This window comes from Paracoccus alcaliphilus (assembly GCF_028553725.1).
GTDB classification, from domain to species: Bacteria; Pseudomonadota; Alphaproteobacteria; order Rhodobacterales; family Rhodobacteraceae; genus Paracoccus; species Paracoccus alcaliphilus.
Window position 1 is genome coordinate 1,169,675 of the sequence record NZ_CP067124.1, and the last position, 17,473, is coordinate 1,187,147.

22 protein-coding genes are annotated in these 17,473 nt (G+C 66.1%); 16 read left to right on the top strand and 6 right to left on the bottom strand.

The window, feature by feature from the left end; all coding sequences use genetic code 11:
* Positions 1-31: 31 nt before the first annotated feature.
* Together JHW40_RS06000 and JHW40_RS06005 are read left to right on the top strand one after the other, a co-directional pair.
* Positions 32-184 carry an aa3-type cytochrome c oxidase subunit IV gene (locus JHW40_RS06000; RefSeq protein WP_090614833.1) on the top strand — a complete coding sequence of 51 codons (153 nt, stop codon included), beginning with the start codon at positions 32-34 and terminating at the stop codon, positions 182-184.
* Between the two features lie 19 nt (positions 185-203).
* Complete coding sequence (locus JHW40_RS06005) at positions 204-827, top strand: hypothetical protein (protein WP_090614836.1); 624 nt, start codon at positions 204-206, stop codon at positions 825-827.
* On the opposite strand, the gene JHW40_RS06010 is transcribed toward JHW40_RS06005, so the two are convergent.
* Both JHW40_RS06010 and JHW40_RS06015 read right to left on the bottom strand, forming a co-directional pair.
* Positions 815-1,144, bottom strand: a complete 330-nt coding sequence (locus JHW40_RS06010) for an AzlD domain-containing protein (protein WP_090614936.1) — start codon at positions 1,142-1,144, stop codon at positions 815-817. The two genes, JHW40_RS06005 and JHW40_RS06010, sit on opposite strands and share 13 nt — an antisense overlap.
* Positions 1,144-1,929 carry an AzlC family ABC transporter permease gene (locus JHW40_RS06015; RefSeq protein WP_090614839.1) on the bottom strand — a complete coding sequence of 262 codons (786 nt, stop codon included), beginning with the start codon at positions 1,927-1,929 and terminating at the stop codon, positions 1,144-1,146. Before JHW40_RS06015 ends, JHW40_RS06010 begins: the two co-directional genes overlap by 1 nt.
* A gap of 71 nt (positions 1,930-2,000) precedes the next feature.
* On the opposite strand from JHW40_RS06015, the gene JHW40_RS06020 reads away from it, so the two are divergent.
* Complete coding sequence (locus tag JHW40_RS06020) at positions 2,001-2,477, top strand: GNAT family N-acetyltransferase (RefSeq protein WP_090614844.1); 477 nt, start codon at positions 2,001-2,003, stop codon at positions 2,475-2,477.
* A 3-nt stretch (positions 2,478-2,480) separates the two neighbouring features.
* Here the strand turns inward: JHW40_RS06020 and JHW40_RS06025 are convergent, their stop codons facing one another.
* Positions 2,481-3,416, bottom strand: a complete 936-nt coding sequence (locus tag JHW40_RS06025) for a hypothetical protein (protein WP_090614847.1) — start codon at positions 3,414-3,416, stop codon at positions 2,481-2,483.
* A 4-nt stretch (positions 3,417-3,420) separates the two neighbouring features.
* Positions 3,421-3,891 carry a transcription elongation factor GreA gene (greA, locus tag JHW40_RS06030; protein ID WP_090614850.1) on the bottom strand — a complete coding sequence of 157 codons (471 nt, stop codon included), beginning with the start codon at positions 3,889-3,891 and terminating at the stop codon, positions 3,421-3,423.
* A gap of 272 nt (positions 3,892-4,163) precedes the next feature.
* On the opposite strand from greA, the gene JHW40_RS06035 reads away from it, so the two are divergent.
* From JHW40_RS06035 to recO, 13 genes are all read left to right on the top strand, one after another.
* Positions 4,164-5,819 (top strand): electron transfer flavoprotein-ubiquinone oxidoreductase, encoded by a 1,656-nt coding sequence (locus tag JHW40_RS06035; protein WP_090614853.1) that lies wholly within the window; start codon positions 4,164-4,166, stop codon positions 5,817-5,819.
* 86 nt (positions 5,820-5,905) lie between these two features.
* Entirely contained in the window at positions 5,906-7,732 is a 1,827-nt protein-coding gene (locus tag JHW40_RS06040; RefSeq protein ID WP_244519287.1) for a tetratricopeptide repeat protein, read from the top strand.
* A gap of 4 nt (positions 7,733-7,736) precedes the next feature.
* Positions 7,737-8,582, top strand: coding sequence for a 4-(cytidine 5'-diphospho)-2-C-methyl-D-erythritol kinase (locus tag JHW40_RS06045; protein WP_090614859.1), 846 nt, complete (start codon positions 7,737-7,739; stop codon positions 8,580-8,582).
* A 36-nt stretch (positions 8,583-8,618) separates the two neighbouring features.
* Positions 8,619-9,353: a pyridoxine 5'-phosphate synthase gene (locus JHW40_RS06050; protein ID WP_090614862.1), complete on the top strand. Its 735-nt coding sequence runs from the start codon at positions 8,619-8,621 to the stop codon at positions 9,351-9,353.
* On the top strand, positions 9,353-9,805 hold the full coding sequence (locus tag JHW40_RS06055; RefSeq protein ID WP_139208210.1) for a hypothetical protein: 453 nt from the start codon (positions 9,353-9,355) through the stop codon (positions 9,803-9,805). The genes JHW40_RS06050 and JHW40_RS06055 overlap by 1 nt, the downstream gene beginning before the upstream one ends.
* Before the next feature lie 16 nt (positions 9,806-9,821).
* Positions 9,822-10,283: a holo-ACP synthase gene (acpS, locus tag JHW40_RS06060; RefSeq protein ID WP_090614868.1), complete on the top strand. Its 462-nt coding sequence runs from the start codon at positions 9,822-9,824 to the stop codon at positions 10,281-10,283.
* A gap of 55 nt (positions 10,284-10,338) precedes the next feature.
* On the top strand, positions 10,339-11,130 hold the full coding sequence (gene lepB / locus JHW40_RS06065; RefSeq protein ID WP_090614870.1) for a signal peptidase I: 792 nt from the start codon (positions 10,339-10,341) through the stop codon (positions 11,128-11,130).
* Positions 11,127-11,816, top strand: a complete 690-nt coding sequence (gene rnc / locus JHW40_RS06070) for a ribonuclease III (RefSeq protein ID WP_090614874.1) — start codon at positions 11,127-11,129, stop codon at positions 11,814-11,816. The genes lepB and rnc overlap by 4 nt, the downstream gene beginning before the upstream one ends.
* Positions 11,813-12,730, top strand: coding sequence for a GTPase Era (era, locus tag JHW40_RS06075; RefSeq protein WP_090614877.1), 918 nt, complete (start codon positions 11,813-11,815; stop codon positions 12,728-12,730). Before rnc ends, era begins: the two co-directional genes overlap by 4 nt.
* A complete protein-coding gene (locus JHW40_RS06080; protein WP_090614880.1) occupies positions 12,723-13,058 on the top strand; it encodes a DUF1491 family protein in 336 nt (111 codons plus the stop codon). The genes era and JHW40_RS06080 overlap by 8 nt, the downstream gene beginning before the upstream one ends.
* Before the next feature lie 60 nt (positions 13,059-13,118).
* Positions 13,119-14,060 carry an EamA family transporter RarD gene (gene rarD, locus JHW40_RS06085; RefSeq protein WP_090614883.1) on the top strand — a complete coding sequence of 314 codons (942 nt, stop codon included), beginning with the start codon at positions 13,119-13,121 and terminating at the stop codon, positions 14,058-14,060.
* A gap of 75 nt (positions 14,061-14,135) precedes the next feature.
* On the top strand, positions 14,136-14,570 hold the full coding sequence (locus JHW40_RS06090; RefSeq protein WP_090614937.1) for a VOC family protein: 435 nt from the start codon (positions 14,136-14,138) through the stop codon (positions 14,568-14,570).
* Position 14,571: 1 nt separating this feature from the next.
* Complete coding sequence (gene recO / locus JHW40_RS06095; protein WP_090614885.1) at positions 14,572-15,318, top strand: DNA repair protein RecO; 747 nt, start codon at positions 14,572-14,574, stop codon at positions 15,316-15,318.
* A gap of 6 nt (positions 15,319-15,324) precedes the next feature.
* Here recO and JHW40_RS06100 read toward each other — a convergent pair whose 3' ends face one another.
* Positions 15,325-15,783 carry an META domain-containing protein gene (locus JHW40_RS06100; RefSeq protein WP_090614887.1) on the bottom strand — a complete coding sequence of 153 codons (459 nt, stop codon included), beginning with the start codon at positions 15,781-15,783 and terminating at the stop codon, positions 15,325-15,327.
* 74 nt (positions 15,784-15,857) lie between these two features.
* A complete protein-coding gene (locus JHW40_RS06105; protein ID WP_419182461.1) occupies positions 15,858-17,465 on the bottom strand; it encodes an acyl-CoA dehydrogenase family protein in 1,608 nt (535 codons plus the stop codon).
* Positions 17,466-17,473 lie beyond the last annotated feature (8 nt).

The following is a 17,473-nucleotide window of genomic DNA, read 5'->3' on the forward strand; positions in this document are numbered from 1 at the left end:
ATCGCAGGGCAAACGCTGACAGGAGGCAGACATGGCCACGCATCACGAGATCACCGAACACAAATACGGCGAAATGGACATCACCGAACACAAGAAGACCTTTGCGGGCTTCATCAAGCTGGCGACCTGGGTCACGGTGCTGTCGATCGTGGTGCTGATCTTCATGGCTTTGACCAACGCCTGATCCGGGCCGGAACCTTTCGATGAAAAGACGTGTCTTTCTTGCGGCGGCTGCTCCGGCGCTGCTGTCGGCCTGCGGCGCCGACAATATCTGGGCCAGCGACGAGGCCGTGCGCTCGGCCCGTTATGTCTCGTCCGAACCGCCTTCGATCACGCTGTTCACGGTGATCGGCATTCCGCGCGGCGAGGGTGGGCATTCCGCGCTGATGATCAATGGCAGCCAGCGGGTGATCTTTGACCCTGCGGGCAGCTGGAACCATCCGCGCATTCCCGAACGCCATGACGTGCTTTATGGCATCACCGACAATTTCAAGAATTTCTATATCGATTACCACGCCCGCAGCACCTATTGGGTGGCCGAGGATCGCGTTCTGGTCAGCCGCGAGGTGGCCGATCTGGCGATTCGGCGGGCCGAGGCGCAGGGTTCCGCGAACAAAAGCTTCTGCGCCGTGGCGACCGGGCAGGTTCTGCGCGGCGTTCCGGGGTTCGAGGGCGCGCCGACCGGCTTTTCGCCGCTCAAGCTGCGCGACTGGTTCATGTCCCTGCCGAATGTGCAGTCAAAGCGTCATATGGACGGCGACCCGGCGAACAATCACGATGTGTTGCTGCGCCAGAAGGATGGCGTCGTCACCGGCTATAACAGGTAAAGCATCGCGAACAGCACCGCCGCGCCCGTCATGATCGCCAGAATGATATTGCGGGTCAGCATGCCGATGGCGATGGTCACGGCCGCAGCCGTCAGCCGGGCGGGATCGGTCTGGCCGCCGGTCGCCTCGGGCCACATCACCAGCGGCGTGACCAGCGCTGGCAGCACCGCCACCGGCGTATAGCGCAGCATCCGCAGCACCCAGCCGGGAAAATCGCGGTCCCCAAGCGCGCCCAGAAAGGACCAGCGCAGCAGGAAGGTGCCGATGCCCAGCACCAGAATGACGATCCAGACGGTCAGATCGGATGCGGGGTTCATCATGCGTCCTCTTGCCTGCGGGTTTCCGTCATCTTCTCGACGAGCGCGCCTGCGGCCATGCCCAGTGGCGCCGCGATCAGCAGCCCGGTGCCCGAGGGCAGGCCCGCAAACAGCAGCGATCCGACGATGGCGACGAAACAGGCGGTCAGATGCGCGGGCGTGCGCAGCATGGGCGCGATCATCGCCAGAAAGGTGATCGGCATGGCGAAATCCAGCGCGATATCGTCGGGGATCGCATTGCCCAGCATCGCCCCCGCCCAGCTGGAGACCATCCACGGAACGCACAGCGCCGTGGCCGTGCCGAAGAAATAGGACAGCCTTTGCCGCAGGCTCAGCCGCGGGTGGCGCTCGTAATGCTGGATCGACAGCGCATAACTCTGGTCGATCAGCATATAGGCGATCCAGCCCTTCTGCCCCGGGCTGGCCTCTCGCAGCCACGGCACCAGCGATGCCGAATACATCGCCATCCGCAGGTTCACCGCAAGCCCCGACAGGATGATGACAAAGGTGGGCGCATTGTCGGACAACAGCTGAACGGCGGTGAATTGCGATGCCCCCGCCAGCACCAGCACCGAAAATCCCATGACCTGCGCGATATCCAGCCCGGCCTCCATCGCGACGACGCCGAACAGCATGCCGAAGGGAACGATCACCAGCTGGAACGGCAGCGACTGCACCATGCCGTGTCGAAAACACTGCGACGGGCTGCGCGCGCGCGCCCGCGCATCGGCAGGATCGTCAGAGACCTGAGCATGCTCGGGTCGGGAAAGAGGGCTGGGCGACATGCCGGGTTCCGTCTGGAGGGGATTTTGGGCACCTTGGTTGCATGATGCGCAAAAGGACGCAAGGCCAGCCGATGCAGATCCTCAGCCCGATCCCCGATCCGCTGTTGCCCGCCGCCGGGCGGCTGTGGTGGCGTCATTTCGGCAACCCGCTGATCCGGGCGCGTGGCTTTTCGGCGGCGAATGGCGCGGTGGCGCTGCGCGGGGGGCAGGTGGCGGGCGTGATCGGCTGGCGCGACCATCAGGGCGGGTTCCTGCGGGGTGGGCCGGGGCTGGTCGCCCTGCTGTATCGCCCGGCGCCCCCGACCGCGGATCTGGTGATCGACGGCATCGCCGTGGCTTGCCCGCGCGAGGGTCTGGGCCGGGCGCTGATTGCCCGCGCCGAGGCCGAGGCCCGGACCCGTCACCGCGCCGGATTGCGGGCCGAGGTGGCGGCGCGCAATGCTGCCGCGCTGGCCTTTTATGGCGATCTTGGCTTTCAGGAACAGGGGCGGGGCCGTTTCGGCTGGCCGTGGACCGGGCAGGTGCTGCTGCTGGGCAAGCGGGTCTGAGGCTCAGCCGAAAATTCCCGCAGCGCGGCCCAGCAGCATGAAGGCGCGGGCCGAACGGCTGTCAGACAGTTGCCGGATCTGGTCGTCGTCCAGCCGGGGCAGGTTGCGGGTCAGCATCACGTCGAAGTTACGCAGGAAATGATGGGCGCTGTCGCGAAAGATCTCATCCTCCCTCAGCAGAGTGGCGGCGATTTCCAGCGCGGTCGGATCGTGGATGCCGCCCAGCCCGGCGATGGCCTGCCCGCGCGCGCCTTCGGCAAAGCGGTGCCACAGGCTGATTGGGGCCGGTTGCGGCGGCAGGTCGTCCATATAGAGGTCGTGCCCCGCCAGCAGCGTGATGACATCCTGCGCGGCGCGCAGCACGCGGGAATGATCCTGATCCTTCAGCGCGGTGCGCAGCGCCACGATGGTTTCGGTATCGTCCGGCCCATCGGGAAAGTTCAGCGCCTGCACCAGCATCTGCACGGGCACCTGAACCGGCTGCACGTCGTCAAGCGCCATCGAGGTCTGGCGCGAATCGGCGGGACGCGCGCGGGCGGCGGGTGGGGCCGACTGCCGGGCGCGGCCCGGATCGGCGGGCAGGCTGCTGGTCGGCGGGGCGGGGGCGATGCCGCCGCCCATGACCGGACCCGCGCCGCGCCCGTTATCGGTTCGCGGCCCGCCATCGCGCAGTTGCGACAGCCGCAGGCGCAGGTCCTCGGCCTCGGCCCGCAGGGCGGCGATGGCATCGGCCAGCGTCACCGCCAGCCAGATCAGCACCAGCGGCATCACCACGCCGACAAAGGCCAGCAGCCTGCCGATGCCGCTGCCGCCCTGATCCGCGCCGGGCACCAGCAGCCAGAACAGCAGCACCAGCACCAGCCAGACCACGCTGAGCGCCAGTCCCAGCCCGGCAGCGCGGCCCTGCGCCAGTATCGCGATCCGGTCGGTCAGCGGCATCGGATCACTCGTAGCGGATGGCGATGATTTCGTAACTGCGCTGACCGCCGGGCGTGGTCACTTCGACGCTGTCGCCCTCGTCCTTGCCGATCAGCGCCCGCGCCAGCGGCGAGCGGATGTTCAGCAGCCCGCGTTCGATATCGGCCTCGGCCTCGCCCACGATCTGATAGGTCCGCTCTTCCTCGGTATCCTCGTCGATCAGCTCGACCGTGGCGCCGAACTTGACCGATCCCGACAGTTTCGAGGTGTCGATCACCTCGGACCGCGACAGGATCGATTCCAGCTCTTTGATGCGGCCTTCGATGAAGCCCTGCTTTTCACGCGCGGCATGGTATTCGGCATTTTCGGACAGGTCGCCATGTTCGCGCGCCTCGGCAATGGCGCGGATGATGGCGGGCCGCTCCTTGCTTTTCAGTTCGTTCAATTCCTGTTCCAGCAGCTGATGGCCGCTGCGGGTCACTGGTATCTTCTCCATCACAGCCCTGTCCTTCCGGGTCCTTGGCAATCCGTGCCATTGATGCAGTTGCAACGCTAATCGAACGCCCCCGCCATTCGGAATGGCAGGGGCGTGAAAGAACGTCGGATGCATCGTGAACCGATTTGACGCGGCAATGCAAGACCGCTGCCGTCCACTTGCGCAGCTTTTGGCCGTATGACATGCAAATTGCCGTCGTGTGACAATTGCTCTGCTGCGACCTAAGGGTTACTAGCATGTGCAGCCACATGCCCGACGGAGGACGCGCAGCGATGACTGAAGAAGCCACCATCACCCGCGAGTCGATGGAATACGACGTTGTGATCGTCGGCGCGGGGCCTGCGGGCCTGTCTGCGGCGATCCGTCTGAAACAGATCGACCCCGAATTGCAGGTGGTGGTGCTGGAGAAGGGTTCCGAGGTGGGCGCGCATATCCTGTCGGGCGCGGTGCTGGATCCGTCGGGGCTGGACCGGCTGATCCCGGACTGGCGCAAGCGTGGCGCGCCGCTGAACACCGAGGTCGTGGACGACAATTTCTACGTTCTGGGTGAGGCGGGCCAGATCCGGGTGCCGAACTGGCCGATGCCTCCGCTGATGAACAATCACGGCAATTTTATCGTCAGCATGGGCAATGTCTGCCGCTGGCTGGCCGAACAGGCCGAGGAACTGGGCGTCGAGATCTTTCCCGGCATGGCCGCGTCGCAGATCGTCTGGGACGGCAAGCGGGTCAAGGGCGTCGTCGCTGGCGAGATGGGACTGGAAGCCGATGGCACGCCCGGCCCGCAATACGAGCCGGGCATGGAGTTGCACGGCAAATATGTCTTCATCGCCGAGGGCGTGCGCGGCAGCCTCGCCAAGGAGATCATGGCGAAGCTGAACCTGTCGGCGGGCCACGAGCCGCAGAAATTCGGCCTTGGCATGAAGGAGATCTGGGAGGTCTCGCCCGAGAAGTTCCAGAAGGGCCGGGTCGTGCATACGATGGGCTGGCCGCTTGGCAAGAACGCGGGTGGCGGGTCTTTCATCTATCACTTTGAAGACAATCAGGTTCTGGTGGGTTTCGTGGTCCATCTGAACTATGCCAACCCGCATCTTTACCCCTATATGGAGTTCCAGCGCTTCAAGCATCACCCGATGGTCGCGGAACTGCTGGAGGGGGCCAAGCGCGTGGCCTACGGCGCCCGGGCGATCAGTGAGGGCGGCTGGCAGTCGATCCCGGAACTCAGCTTCGACGGCGGCGTGCTGCTGGGTTGCTCGGCCGGTCTGGTGAACGTGCCGCGCATCAAGGGTAACCACAATGCGATGATTTCCGGCATCGAGGCGGCCGAGGCGGCGGCATCGGCCATCGCCGCGGGCCGCGAGGGCGACCGGCTGGAGGAATATGACGCGGCGGTGCGCGGCGGCGAGATCGCGAAGGACCTGAAGCGGGTCCGCAACGTCAAGCCGATCTGGTCGAAGCTTGGCCTGTGGCCCAGCCTTGCGCTGGGTGGGTTTGATATGTGGGTGGCGAACCTGACCGGCTGGAACCCGCTGGGGACGTGGAAACACGGCAAGACGGATGCGCAGGCGACCGGCAAGGCGGCGGATTTCAAGCCGATCGACTATCCGCGCCCGGACGGGAAACTGTCCTTCGACCGGCTGACCAATGTGGCGTTTTCCTTTACCAATCACGAAGAAAGCCAGCCCTGCCATCTGCGGCTGAAAGATCCCTCGATCCCGATTGCGGTGAACCTGCCGGAATATGCCGAACCGGCGCAGCGTTACTGCCCGGCGGGGGTCTATGAGGTGATCGAGGACCCTGACGGTCCGCGCTTTCAGATCAACTTTCAGAACTGCGTCCACTGCAAGACCTGCGACATCAAGGACCCCAGCCAGAACATCGACTGGGCAACCCCGCAGGGCGCGGACGGGCCGAATTACCCGAATATGTGATCGGGGGAAGGGGCACTGACATTGCCGCGCGCCCGCCATCGGGTTAGGGTCCCGGCAATGCCTTTGCTGTCAATGCGATGAACCACGTGAGCCCCATTCGCCCCAAACTTGCCCTGCTTGCCTTGCTGATCTCGGGGATTGCCCTGCCTCTGTGGGCGCAGGACCCGTTGCAGCGTCCCGAACCCCGGCCCGCCGATCTGGCGGCCGAGGAGGCTGAGGGCGATGCGCCATCCCAACCCGGCCCGCCGATGTTCGGGCTGGCCGGACCCTATCTGGCGGCGCGCATGGCCACGGTGCAAAGCGATTTTCGCGCGGCGGCCCGCTATTTCGCGCGGGCGGTGGCGCATGATCCGGGCGATCAATACCTTCAGGACAACGCCCTGATCGCGATGATTTCCGCCGGAGAGGTAAGCCGCGCGGTCAAGCTGGCCTCGGAAATGGCCAAGGACGACCGAGAGACCGAGCTGGCCCATCTGGTGAACCGCGCGCAGCTGGTGCAGCAGGGCGAATGGGCCGCGCTGCTGGATGAGGAAGGCGCGGCGGCTGTGGGCGAGGGCGATCTGCTGGTCGGCATGATCCATGGCTGGTCGCTGCTGGGCGCGGGCCGGGCCTCAGATTCGCTGGCCGAGTTCGAGAAGCTGTCGGAACTGCCCGGTGTCGGCTCGATCGTGAAATACCATCTGGGGCTGGTTCGGGCGATGGTCGGCGACTATGAGGGCGCCGAGGCGCTGCTGTCGCAGAATGGCGTCGCCTCGCATCTGCTGGGCATCATCGCCCGCGCGCAGGTTCTGGCGCAGCTTGACCGGCGCGAGGATGCGGTGGCGCTGCTGGACGGCGTGCCGGGCATCGAGGCTGAACCGCAATTGCTGATGCTGCGCGAAAGGCTGCATGCAGGCGCGCCGGTGGCCTTTGATGTGGTCAAGACGCCTGCGGACGGGATTTCCCAGGTTTTCCTGACCTTCGCCGGTGCCCTGTCGGGCAGCCCCGAACCCGAACCGCTGGCGCTGATCCATGCCCGACTGGCCGCCTGGCTGTCGCCTGAAACCGGCGAAGCGCGGCTGCTGGTGGCGCAGCTGTTGCAGGAACGCCACCAATTCGACCTTGCCGAAACCGAATTCGACGCCCTGCGCCGTCAGGGAGAGGTGCGCCCCGTTGCCGAACTCAGCCGCATCGACGCCCTGTCCCGCGCCGACCGCCCGAACGAGGCCGAACGCGCCGCCCTGTCGCTGACCGCCGCCTATCCCGATCTGCCGCAGGCGTGGATCGCGCTTGGCGATCTGCTGCGCCAGCAAGAGAAATTCGCGCAGGCCGTGCCCGCCTATGACAAGGCGCTGTCTTTGCTGAAGGACATGCCGGCACAGGCCCGCTGGTTCCCGCTTTATGCCCGCGGCATCGCGCTGGAGCGTTCGGGCAATTTCGACCGTGCCGAGGCCGACCTGCTGGCCGCCATCGAGATCAATCCCGATCAGGCCAGCCTGCTGAACTATCTGGGTTACAGCTGGATCGACCGGAACGAGAATCTGGAACGCGGGCTGGAGATGATCAAGAAGGCGGCGGAACTGTCGCCGGGCGATGGCTATATCCTCGATTCGCTGGCATGGGCCTATTTCCGGCTGGGCCGCTATGACGAGGCCGTGGCCCCGATGGAGCAGGCGATCGGCACGATGGCCTCGGACCCGCTGGTCAATGATCATCTGGGCGACATCTATTGGAAGGTGGGCCGCCATCGCGAGGCGGAAATTCAGTGGCGCCGCGCCCTGTCGCTGGAACCCACCGACAGCGGCGATGTCGATCCCGACCGGATCCGGGCCAAGCTGGATCGCGGGCTGGATGCGATTCTGGCCGATGAAGAGCGTGAGACGAAGCACGCCGACCCGGCCAGACCCCGGGTGGACAGCGCCCGGAACGAGTGATCCGATGCCGTCCGCGCTGGTGCCCGTCCCTGTGGTTGTCGAGCCTGCACCGGCCAAGCTGAATCTTGCGCTGCATGTCACCGGCCGCCGCGATGACGGGTATCATCTGCTGGATTCGCTGGTGGTCTTTGCCTGGGCGGGCGATGAGATCCAGCTGCGCCCCGGCCCGCTGAGCCTGCATTTGGACGGTCCTTTCGCGCCCGCCCTGACCGATGAGGACAACCTGTGCCTGCGAGCCGCGCGTCTGGCGGGGGGGCAGGCCGATATCACGCTGATCAAGAACCTGCCGGTGGCCAGCGGTATCGGCGGCGGCTCGGCCGATGCGGCGGCGGTTCTGCGGGGTCTGGCGCGGATGGGCCATGCGCTGCCCGCCGATCCGCAGCGGCTGGGGGCGGATGTGCCGGTCTGCCTTGCATCGCGTCCCGCAAGGATGCGCGGGATCGGGGAATGGGTCGAGCCGCTGGCGGATTTCCCGCCGCTGCATCTGGTGCTGGTCAATCCCGGTATCGCGATCCCGACGCCGCAGGTCTTTGCGGCGCTGGCGTGGCGCGACAACGCGCCGCTGCCGCCGCTGCCCGATTTCACCCGCGCCGATGCGCTGCCGGACTGGCTGGCGGCCACGCGCAACGATTTGCAGGCCCCGGCGCTGACCATTGCCCCGGTGATTGCCGATGTGCTGGCGGCGCTGACCGCGCAGGGCGCATGGCTGGCGCGGATGTCGGGTTCGGGGGCGACCTGCTTTGGCATTTTCGCCGATGCGCGGGCCGCCGATATCGCCGCCGCCGCCCTGTTGCGGCATGGCTGGTGGGCGGTGACCACGGAACTGGCGCCGCCCCCCGCGCCGCTATAGACTGCCCCCGCAACGCTTACCAACCGGAGCCATGACATGCTGCGCCTTGGCGTCAATATCGACCACGTCGCCACCATCCGCAACGCGCGCGGCACGCCGTGGCCCGACCCTCTGCGCGCCGCCCGCATCGCCGAAGAGGCCGGGGCCGACGGTATCACCGCCCATCTGCGAGAGGATCGCCGCCATATCTCGGACGCCGATATCGACGCGCTGATGCAGGGGCTGCGGCTGCCGCTGAACCTTGAGATGGCCGCCACCGCCGAGATGCAGGCCATCGCCCTGCGCCACCGCCCCCATGCCGTCTGCCTTGTCCCCGAAAAGCGCGAAGAGCGCACGACCGAGGGCGGGCTGGACGTGGCGGGCAATGAAACCTGGCTGGCGGAATTCATCGCCCCCCTGCGCGATGCCGGTTGCCGCGTGTCGATGTTCATCGGCCACGAACCCGCGCAGATCGAGGCCTCGGCCCGGATCGGTGCGGCGGTGGTGGAACTGCATACCGGCGCCTATTGCGATCTGGACACCGAGGGCCGTATGGGCGAACGCGATGCGGAACTGGCCGGGCTGGCCGAAGGCGCGCGGCTGGCCGCTGAACTGGGGCTGGAGGTTCACGCGGGCCACGGGCTGACCTTCGACACGGTCGGCCCCATCGCCGCGCTGCCCCAGATCAAAGAGTTGAACATCGGCCATTTCCTGATCGCCGAATCAGTGTTTGTCGGGCTGGGCGACGCGATTCGCGAAATGCGCCGCAAGATGGATGAGGCCCGGCAATGATGTTCCGCCTGACGGCCGCCCTTGCCCTGCTGGCCGCGCCCGCCTTTGCGCAGGGTCCGGTGGTCGAACCCTGCGGCGATGCCACCCGCGCCGACACCATCGCCGAGCCGTGGGAGGAAAACACCGCCAGCTTTGGCGAGGGCCGGATCCGGGTCGCGCTGCTGGACATGATCGAACCGGCGGGCGGGGCCTTCAGGCTGCTGATCGTCAGCCCGCCGCATGACGAGGTCGGCTTTCGCCAATGCCGCGTCGTTCAGGCCGATAACGGGCTGGGCTTCTACAACCTCGACTTCGCGGGGCACGAGGCCAGCTATGACCCCGAACAGGGATTGGTGCTCAGCCTGCCTGCGCAGCGATATACCGATGGTGATCCCGATGACGGCTGGTATCGGCTGAGCGTTACGATCGACCAGCAGACGGGCGAGATCACCACCGGGACCGCCGAAGAATGACGGGGCGGGTTTCCGTATGATTCTGGGCATCGGCACAGATCTGGCCAATATCGAGCGGATTCAGGGTGTTCTGGACCGCTTTGGCGACCGTTTCCGCAATCGCGTCTTTACCCCCACCGAACTGGCCCGTGCCGCGCGGCGCAGGGACGAGGCCGGGACGCTGGCCAAGAGATGGGCAGCGAAAGAGGCATGCAGCAAGGCGCTTGGCACCGGGCTGGCGATGGGCATCGCATGGCGCGACATGGCGGTGGGCAATCTGCCGGGCGGGCAGCCGGTGATGGAACTGAGCGGCTGGGCAGCCGACCGTCTGGCGGCGATGACGCCGCCGGGCCATCGCGCCGTGGTTCATGTGACGCTGACCGACGATCACCCCTGGGCGCAGGCCATGGTGGTGATCGAGGCCCTGCCGGCAGAGGTGGCCGCGCTGAGGCCCACGGTTGCCGCCCGGGTCGCGCCCGAATCCGATCCGCATGCTTGACTTTGCCCCCATCGGGGGACCATGAACGCGCGATCCGCAAATGAAGGACAGATTGATGGCTGACAAAGCAGTCCGCAAGAAAGAAGGCATCTGGGAGACGATCAAGACGATCTTCTGGGCGCTGGTGATCGCGGGCATTTTCCGCACCCTGTTCTTTCAGCCGTTCTGGATCCCGTCCGGCAGCATGAAGGACACGCTGCTGATCGGCGATTTCCTGTTCGTCAACAAGATGGCCTATGGCTATTCGCGCTATTCATGCCCCTTCGCGATCTGTCCGGTTTCGGGGCGCATCTTCGCGTCGGACCCTCAGCGCGGCGATGTCGTCGTGTTCCGTCATCCGACCCGCGATGTCGATTTCATCAAGCGCCTGATCGGCCTGCCGGGCGATACCGTGCAGATGCGCGGCGGGCGGCTGTGGCTGAACGACGAAGAGGTGCCGCTGACCCCCGCCGGCGATTTCGTCGAGACCAAGGAACGGCAGGGCCCGCAGGGTCTGGTGCCGCGCTGCGGCAACGACCCGGTGCCCGAGGGTGGCGATTGCGTCAAGGAACGCTTTACCGAGATGCTGCCGGGTGCGGCAGGCCATGACGTGCTGAACATCACCGATGGCTGGGTGGCCGACGATACGGCCACATTCACCGTCCCCGAAGGTCAGTATTTCTTCATGGGCGACAACCGCGACGATTCCGAGGATTCGCGCTTTCCGGCCCAGATCGGCGGGCTTGGCTTCGTTCCGGCAGAGTATCTGATCGGCCGCGCCGACCGGATCATGTTCTCGTCCGCGGGCAGTTCGCTGCTGTATTTCTGGACCTGGCGGGCCGACCGCTTCTTCAAGGCGGTGCTTTGAAGCCTTCGGCCGATACCCGCGCCTTCATGGTCCGTCTGGGCCACGAATTCGCGCGGCCCGAACTGCTGATCCGGGCGCTGACACATGGCTCGATCGCCTCGGCCACCCGGCCCGACAATCAGCGGCTGGAATTTCTGGGCGACCGGGTTCTGGGGCTGGTCATGGCCGAGGCGTTGCTGAAAGCCGACCATACCGCGTCCGAGGGCCAGCTTGCGCCGCGCTATAACGCGCTGGTACGGGGCGAGACCTGCGCCGCCGTCGCGCGCGAGATCGCCTTGGGCGATGTCCTGAAGCTGGGCCGGTCCGAGATGATGTCGGGCGGGCGGCGCAAAGAGGCGCTGCTGGCCGACGCGATGGAGGCGGTTCTGGCCGCCGTCTATCTGGATGCGGGCTTCGGCGCCGCGCAAAAGGTGGTGCTGAAGCTGTGGGAAACCCGGCTGGCCAGCATCGAGGATGATCCGCGCGACGCCAAGACCGCGTTGCAGGAATGGGCGCAGGCCAATGGCATGCCGCCCCCCGCTTACGAACAGACCGAACGCACCGGCCCCGACCACGCGCCGACCTTTCTGATCACCGTGCGCCTTGCCGATGGGCGCGAGGCGCAGGCACGCGGGGCGGGCACGAAACGCAGCATCGAACAGGCCGCAGCCCAGGCTTTGCTGGCCCGGCTGGAGGGACACGAATGACCGATACCCAGACCCGCGCGGGCTTCGTCGCCCTGATCGGGGAACCCAATGCGGGCAAATCCACGCTGCTGAACCGCATGGTCGGCGCCAAGGTCTCGATCGTGACCCACAAGGTCCAGACCACCCGCGCCCGCATCCGCGGCATCGCCATCGCAGGTGTCAGCCAGATCGTCTTTGTCGATACGCCCGGCATCTTCCGTCCACGCCGCAGGCTGGACCGTTCCATGGTCGCCGCCGCTTGGGGCGGTGCGTCCGATGCCGACGTGATCCTGTTGCTGATCGAGGCGCATCGCGGGCTGACCGATGGCACCGCCGCGATCATCGAACAGTTGAAGGGGCTGGACAGCCGCACCCCCGTCGCGCTGGTCATCAACAAGATCGACCGGGTCAAGGCCGAGACGCTGCTGGCGCTGTCGGCCGAACTGAACGCGGCCTATCCCTTCGTCAACACCTTCATGGTCAGCGCCGAAAAGGGCTATGGCTGCGACGACCTGCGCGACTGGCTGGCGGCGGCGCTGCCCGAAGGCCCGTGGCTTTACCCCGAGGATCAGATCGCCGATCTGCCGATGCGCATGATCGCCGCCGAAATCACCCGCGAGAAACTGACCCTGCGCCTGCATGAGGAAATCCCCTATCAGCTGACGGTGGAAACCGAGGCGTGGGAGGAACGCAAGGATGGATCGGCCCGCGTGGACCAGATCGTCTATGTCGCCCGCCCCGGCCACAAGGGCATCGTTCTGGGCAAGGGCGGAGAGACGATTAAGGCCGTGGGCCAGCTTGCCCGCGCCGAACTGGAAGAATTCATGGGCCGCCGCATCCATCTGTTCCTGCAGGTCAAGGTCCGCGAGAACTGGCTGGACGAGGCCGAACGCTTTACCGAGATGGGGCTGGATTTCAAGGACGGCGATGGCTGATGCGCGTCTGGCGGCTGGCGTCTGGGTCAGCGCCTATCTGACCAGGCTGGGGCTGGCGAATATCCCGGCCTATGTCGTGGCGCGTGGCGATGACGTGGCGGGCGCGGTGATGGTGAAATGCGCGCTGCTGGACGGCACCGCCCGGCTTTACCTGCGCGAATGGGATTTCGAGACCGACACCCGTCCGTGGCGCATGACCGCCGAGGGCCCGGAACGCGAAATCGACGAGGCCATCCGTCGCCAGCGCGGCTATGACAACGATCTGTGGGTGATCGAGGTCGAAAGCCGCGAAGGCCGCACCCTGCTGGATGAGGACGGGCTGGCCTGACCCGTCAGGCGGGTGATCTGGCCTCTGGCGTGGGCACAGATTGCAGCATATGCAATCTGTATGAGCGCCCCCGTCGATCCCAACAGCGATTCGCCCCGTGGTCTGGTCCTTGTGATCCTGACCTATGCCTTCTGGGGTTTTCTGCCGCTGTACATGAAGGGGCTGGCCCATATGCCGCCGGTCGAGGTGATCGCGCATCGGGTGATCTGGTCGCTGCCCATCGCCGCCGCCGTGCTGATCTGGCAGCGCCGTTCCGATGACGTGATCGCGGCCCTGCGCGCGCCGCGCCTGCTGGCGATGGCGGCGCTGACGGCGGTGCTGATCTCGGTCAACTGGCTGATCTATGTCTGGGCCATTGCCAACGATCAAGCGATGGAGGCGGCGCTGGGTTACTATATCAACCCGCTGTTCAGCGTCTTTCTGGGGGCGGTGCTGCTGAAGGAACGGCTGAGCCGCGCCCAGATCGCCGCGATCACGCTGGCGGCGGTGGCGGTCATCATCCTGACGGTGCAGGCAGGGCGGCTGCCGGTGGTGGCGCTGGGGCTGACGCTCAGCTGGGGGTTTTACGCCTATTGCAAGAAAAGCCTGCCGCTTGGCCCCAATCAGGGCTTCACGCTGGAGGTGCTGCTGCTGTGCCCCTTTGCCGTGGCCATCCTGCTGTGGCTGTCGCTGACCGGGCAGTCGCATTTCGCAGGCGGTTCGCTGACCGACACGTTGCTGCTGATCGGCTGCGGTCCGGTCACCGCGATTCCGCTGATGATGTATGCCAACGGCGCCAAGCTGGTGCGCCTGTCCACCGTCGGCATCCTGCAATATATCGCGCCGACGCTGATTTTCCTTTGCGCCGTGCTGGCCTTTGGCGAGCCGTTCGACCAGTCGCGCCGGATCGCCTTCCCGCTGATCTGGGCTGCGCTGGTGCTGTACTCCATCGCCTTGTGGAGCCAGTCCAGCGCCAAACGGCGCAAGGCCATGAAGGCCACCGCGACGGGCCGGATGCAATAGGCTTGCCCGACCGGGGCGCGCATGTCAGCCTGCCCGCCTGTCTGCAACGCGATCCCAAGGGGGGTTCCCATGACCATTTCCCGACAGCGCGTCACGCTGATCACGCTTGGCGTGGCCGATCTGGAACGCGCGCGTGATTTCTATGCCCGATGGGGCTGGCAGCCGCATGGTGCGTCGCAGCCCGGCGTGGCCTTCTATCAGATGCAGGGCGCGGTGCTGGCGCTGTTCGGGCTGGCGGATCTGGCGACGGATCAGGGCCGCCCCGATGCGGCGCTGGGTGCCGGGGCGGTGACGCTGGCCCAGAACCTTCCCGACGAGGCGCAGGTGGACGCCACCTTCGACGCCGCGCTGGCCGCCGGGGCAGAGCTGCTGAAACGGCCCGAAAAGGTGTTCTGGGGCGGCTATTCGGGTTATTTCGCCGATCCTGACGGGCATGTCTGGGAAATCGCGATGAACCCGTTCTGGCCGCTGGCCGAGGATGGCGCGCTGACCCTGCCCGACGAGGGCTAGGATGGAGTGGCAGGGCGACGGCACGGTGATCGCCCGGCGCCCTCTGGGCGAAAACGCCGTCATCATCGAGGTCCTGACCGCCGCGCAGGGGCGCCATGCCGGTGTGGTGCCGGGGGGAGCGTCACGCAAACGCGCGGCGATGCTGCAACCGGGATCGCGGCTGCAACTGCGCTGGCGGGCGCGGCGCGACGATCAACTGGGCACCTTTGCCGCCGAACCCCTGCGGGCGCGGGCGGGGTTGCTGGGCGATCCGCTGGGGCTGGCCGGGCTGAACGCGGTCTGCGCCCTGCTGACATTCGTGCTGCCCGAGCGTGATCCCCATCCCCGGCTGGCCAATGAGACCGAGGCCCTGCTGGACGCGATGGAGGCGGGCGAGGACTGGGCCGAACGCTATCTGCACTGGGAAATGCGGCTGCTGGCCGAGATGGGCTTCGGCCTCGATCTGGCATCCTGCGCGGTGACGGGGGTGTGTGACGGTCTGGCCTATGTCAGCCCGCGTTCGGGTCGCGCGGTCAGCCGCGCGGGTGCGGGCGAATGGGCCGACCGGCTGCTGCCGTTGCCCGCATTGCTGGGCGGTGCGGGCGACAATCGCGGACGCGGGCTGGCCGAGGCGCTGGCGATCACCGGGCATTTTCTGGACAGCCGGATCGCGGCGGAACTGGTCGGGCGCAAGCTGCCTGCAGCGCGCGAGCGGCTGATGCGCCGCCTGCTGGCCGAAGGGCGCGGGGCGGAACCGCCCGCGCCCTGACCGGGATCACTGGTTGCCGCGGGCCTGATCGACGACATTGCCGCCGGCCATCGACGCCGGAAGGCCGCGTTCAAAGATCAGCCAGGTGGGACCCTTCACCCGCAGCACGCCGCCATAGAAATCCATCTCGGTCGCCTGTTGCAGCGCCTGGAACACACGGTTCTCCAGTTCCAGATCCTTGCAGGCCACTTCGGTGCTGGTGAAGTTGGTCAGCTGCATCGCGGGCAGTTCGGCGGCGTTCTTCGCGCCATAGCCGTTGCAGGGGCCGACGCCGGAAATGCTGGTCTCATTCACCCGCATGGTGATGTTGCGCAGCGGCACCGTGCCATTGCCCATCCCGACCATCACATAATCACCCATCGGGATACCGGCGACGGCGGTTTTCGGGGTATCGTCGGCGCAGGCGGCAAGGGTGAAGGTGGCCGCAAGGGCTGCGGCGGTGACAACGGATCGGCGTTTGAACATCCGGATGCTCCTGAAAAATATTGGTTCATTTGCGGAGGAACCGCAAATTCGCCAACACCTTATCCGATCCTTTCTCAGCCCAGAAGGCGGCGGGCGATCACTTGCGCCTGAATTTCGGCCGCGCCCTCAAAAATATTCAGGATGCGTGCATCGCACAACACCCGGCTGATCTGATATTCCAGCGCAAAGCCGTTGCCGCCGTGGATTTGCAGCGCGTTATCGGCGCTGGACCATGCCACGCGCGCGCCCAGCAGCTTGGCCATCCCGGCCTCGAGGTCGCAGCGATGGCCGTGATCCTTTTCCCATGCGCTGAAATAGGTCAACTGCCGCGCGATCATGATTTCCACCGCCATCATCGCCAGCTTGTCGGCGACGCGTGGGAAATGGATCAGGGCCTTGCCGAACTGCTTGCGGTCCAGCGCATATTGCAGCCCCAGCTCCAGCGCGTTCTGGGCCACGCCGATGGCGCGGGCGGCGGTCTGGATCCGGGCCGATTCAAAGGTCTGCATCAGCTGCTTGAAGCCCTGCCCGGTCTCGCCGCCCAGCAGGTTCTCGCCCCTGACCTCGAATCCGTCAAAGCCAAGCTCGTATTCCTTCATGCCGCGATAGCCCAGCACCTCGATCTCTCCGCCGGTCATGCCGGGGGTGGGGAAGGGGTCGGCATCGGTGCCCGGCGTCTTTTCGGCGATGAACATCGACAGCCCGCGATAATCGGTCGTGTCGGGATCGGTGCGCGCCAGCAGAGTCATCACATGGGTGCGCGCGGCATGGGTGATCCAGGTCTTGTTGCCGGTGATCTTCCAGTTGTCGCCATCCTTCACCGCCCGCGTGCGCAGGCTGCCCAGATCGCTGCCGGTATTGGGTTCGGTAAAGACGGCGGTGGGCAGGATTTCCCCGCTGGCCAGTTTCGGCAGCCAATGCGCCTTTTGTTCATCCGTGCCGCCGCCAAGGATCAGTTCCGCCGCGATCTCGCTGCGGGTGCCAAGGCTGCCCACGCCGATATAGCCACGCGACAGTTCCTCGGACACCACCACCATGGCCGCCTTGGACATGCCCAGCCCGCCCAGGTCTTCGGGGATGGTCAGGCCAAAGACGCCCAGCTCGGCCAGTTCGTCGATGATTTCGGCCGGGATCAGCTCGTCCTTCAGGTGCCATTCATGGGCATGGGGCACCACCTTGTCATCGGCCCAACGGCGGAACTGGTCGCGGATCATCTCCAGATCCTCGTCCAGCCCGGTCTTGCCAAAGGTCGCGCTGCCCTGACTGTCGGCGATCAGCGCGGCCAGTTCCGCGCGTGCCTCGGGCGTGTTGCCCGCCATCAGCGTCCGCGCGGCTTCGGACGGTTGCCAGTCCACGCCCAGATCGGACAGCCGGGCGAATTCGGTCTGGCTCATCGGGATGCCGCCGGCGATCTGAGACAGGTATTCGCCAAAACCGATTTGCAGGATCAGCGTCTCGATCCGCCCCGAGACCCGGCCCGACCACGCGGTCAGCTGCTTCAGCGCCTCGGCATAGGTCGCCAGCCATGACAATGCATGTGCGGCATGCTGGTGCTGTTCCAGAAGCGCGGGGTCAACCTTGCCCGAGGGCGCCAGAACCTGACGCAGGGCATCGGTCGCGCGGCGCTGAAGATCCTCGATCTCGGACAGGACGGTTTCGGTCTGGTGCTGCATGTCTTTCATCGATTCGT

Coding starts and splice junctions, on each gene's coding strand:
- JHW40_RS06055 (WP_139208210.1), top strand. CDS start 9,353: ATGTTCCGCCTGACGGCCGCCCTTGCCCTGCTGGCCGCGCCCGCCTTT.
- JHW40_RS06010 (WP_090614936.1), bottom strand. CDS start 1,144: ATGAACCCCGCATCCGATCTGACCGTCTGGATCGTCATTCTGGTGCTG.
- JHW40_RS06015 (WP_090614839.1), bottom strand. CDS start 1,929: ATGTCGCCCAGCCCTCTTTCCCGACCCGAGCATGCTCAGGTCTCTGAC.
- rarD (WP_090614883.1), top strand. CDS start 13,119: ATGAGCGCCCCCGTCGATCCCAACAGCGATTCGCCCCGTGGTCTGGTC.
- JHW40_RS06045 (WP_090614859.1), top strand. CDS start 7,737: ATGCCGTCCGCGCTGGTGCCCGTCCCTGTGGTTGTCGAGCCTGCACCG.
- JHW40_RS06050 (WP_090614862.1), top strand. CDS start 8,619: ATGCTGCGCCTTGGCGTCAATATCGACCACGTCGCCACCATCCGCAAC.
- JHW40_RS06020 (WP_090614844.1), top strand. CDS start 2,001: ATGCAGATCCTCAGCCCGATCCCCGATCCGCTGTTGCCCGCCGCCGGG.
- JHW40_RS06035 (WP_090614853.1), top strand. CDS start 4,164: ATGACTGAAGAAGCCACCATCACCCGCGAGTCGATGGAATACGACGTT.
- acpS (WP_090614868.1), top strand. CDS start 9,822: ATGATTCTGGGCATCGGCACAGATCTGGCCAATATCGAGCGGATTCAG.
- JHW40_RS06080 (WP_090614880.1), top strand. CDS start 12,723: ATGGCTGATGCGCGTCTGGCGGCTGGCGTCTGGGTCAGCGCCTATCTG.
- JHW40_RS06000 (WP_090614833.1), top strand. CDS start 32: ATGGCCACGCATCACGAGATCACCGAACACAAATACGGCGAAATGGAC.
- JHW40_RS06005 (WP_090614836.1), top strand. CDS start 204: ATGAAAAGACGTGTCTTTCTTGCGGCGGCTGCTCCGGCGCTGCTGTCG.
- recO (WP_090614885.1), top strand. CDS start 14,572: ATGGAGTGGCAGGGCGACGGCACGGTGATCGCCCGGCGCCCTCTGGGC.
- JHW40_RS06100 (WP_090614887.1), bottom strand. CDS start 15,783: ATGTTCAAACGCCGATCCGTTGTCACCGCCGCAGCCCTTGCGGCCACC.
- greA (WP_090614850.1), bottom strand. CDS start 3,891: ATGGAGAAGATACCAGTGACCCGCAGCGGCCATCAGCTGCTGGAACAG.
- JHW40_RS06105 (WP_419182461.1), bottom strand. CDS start 17,465: ATGAAAGACATGCAGCACCAGACCGAAACCGTCCTGTCCGAGATCGAG.
- lepB (WP_090614870.1), top strand. CDS start 10,339: ATGGCTGACAAAGCAGTCCGCAAGAAAGAAGGCATCTGGGAGACGATC.
- era (WP_090614877.1), top strand. CDS start 11,813: ATGACCGATACCCAGACCCGCGCGGGCTTCGTCGCCCTGATCGGGGAA.
- JHW40_RS06025 (WP_090614847.1), bottom strand. CDS start 3,416: ATGCCGCTGACCGACCGGATCGCGATACTGGCGCAGGGCCGCGCTGCC.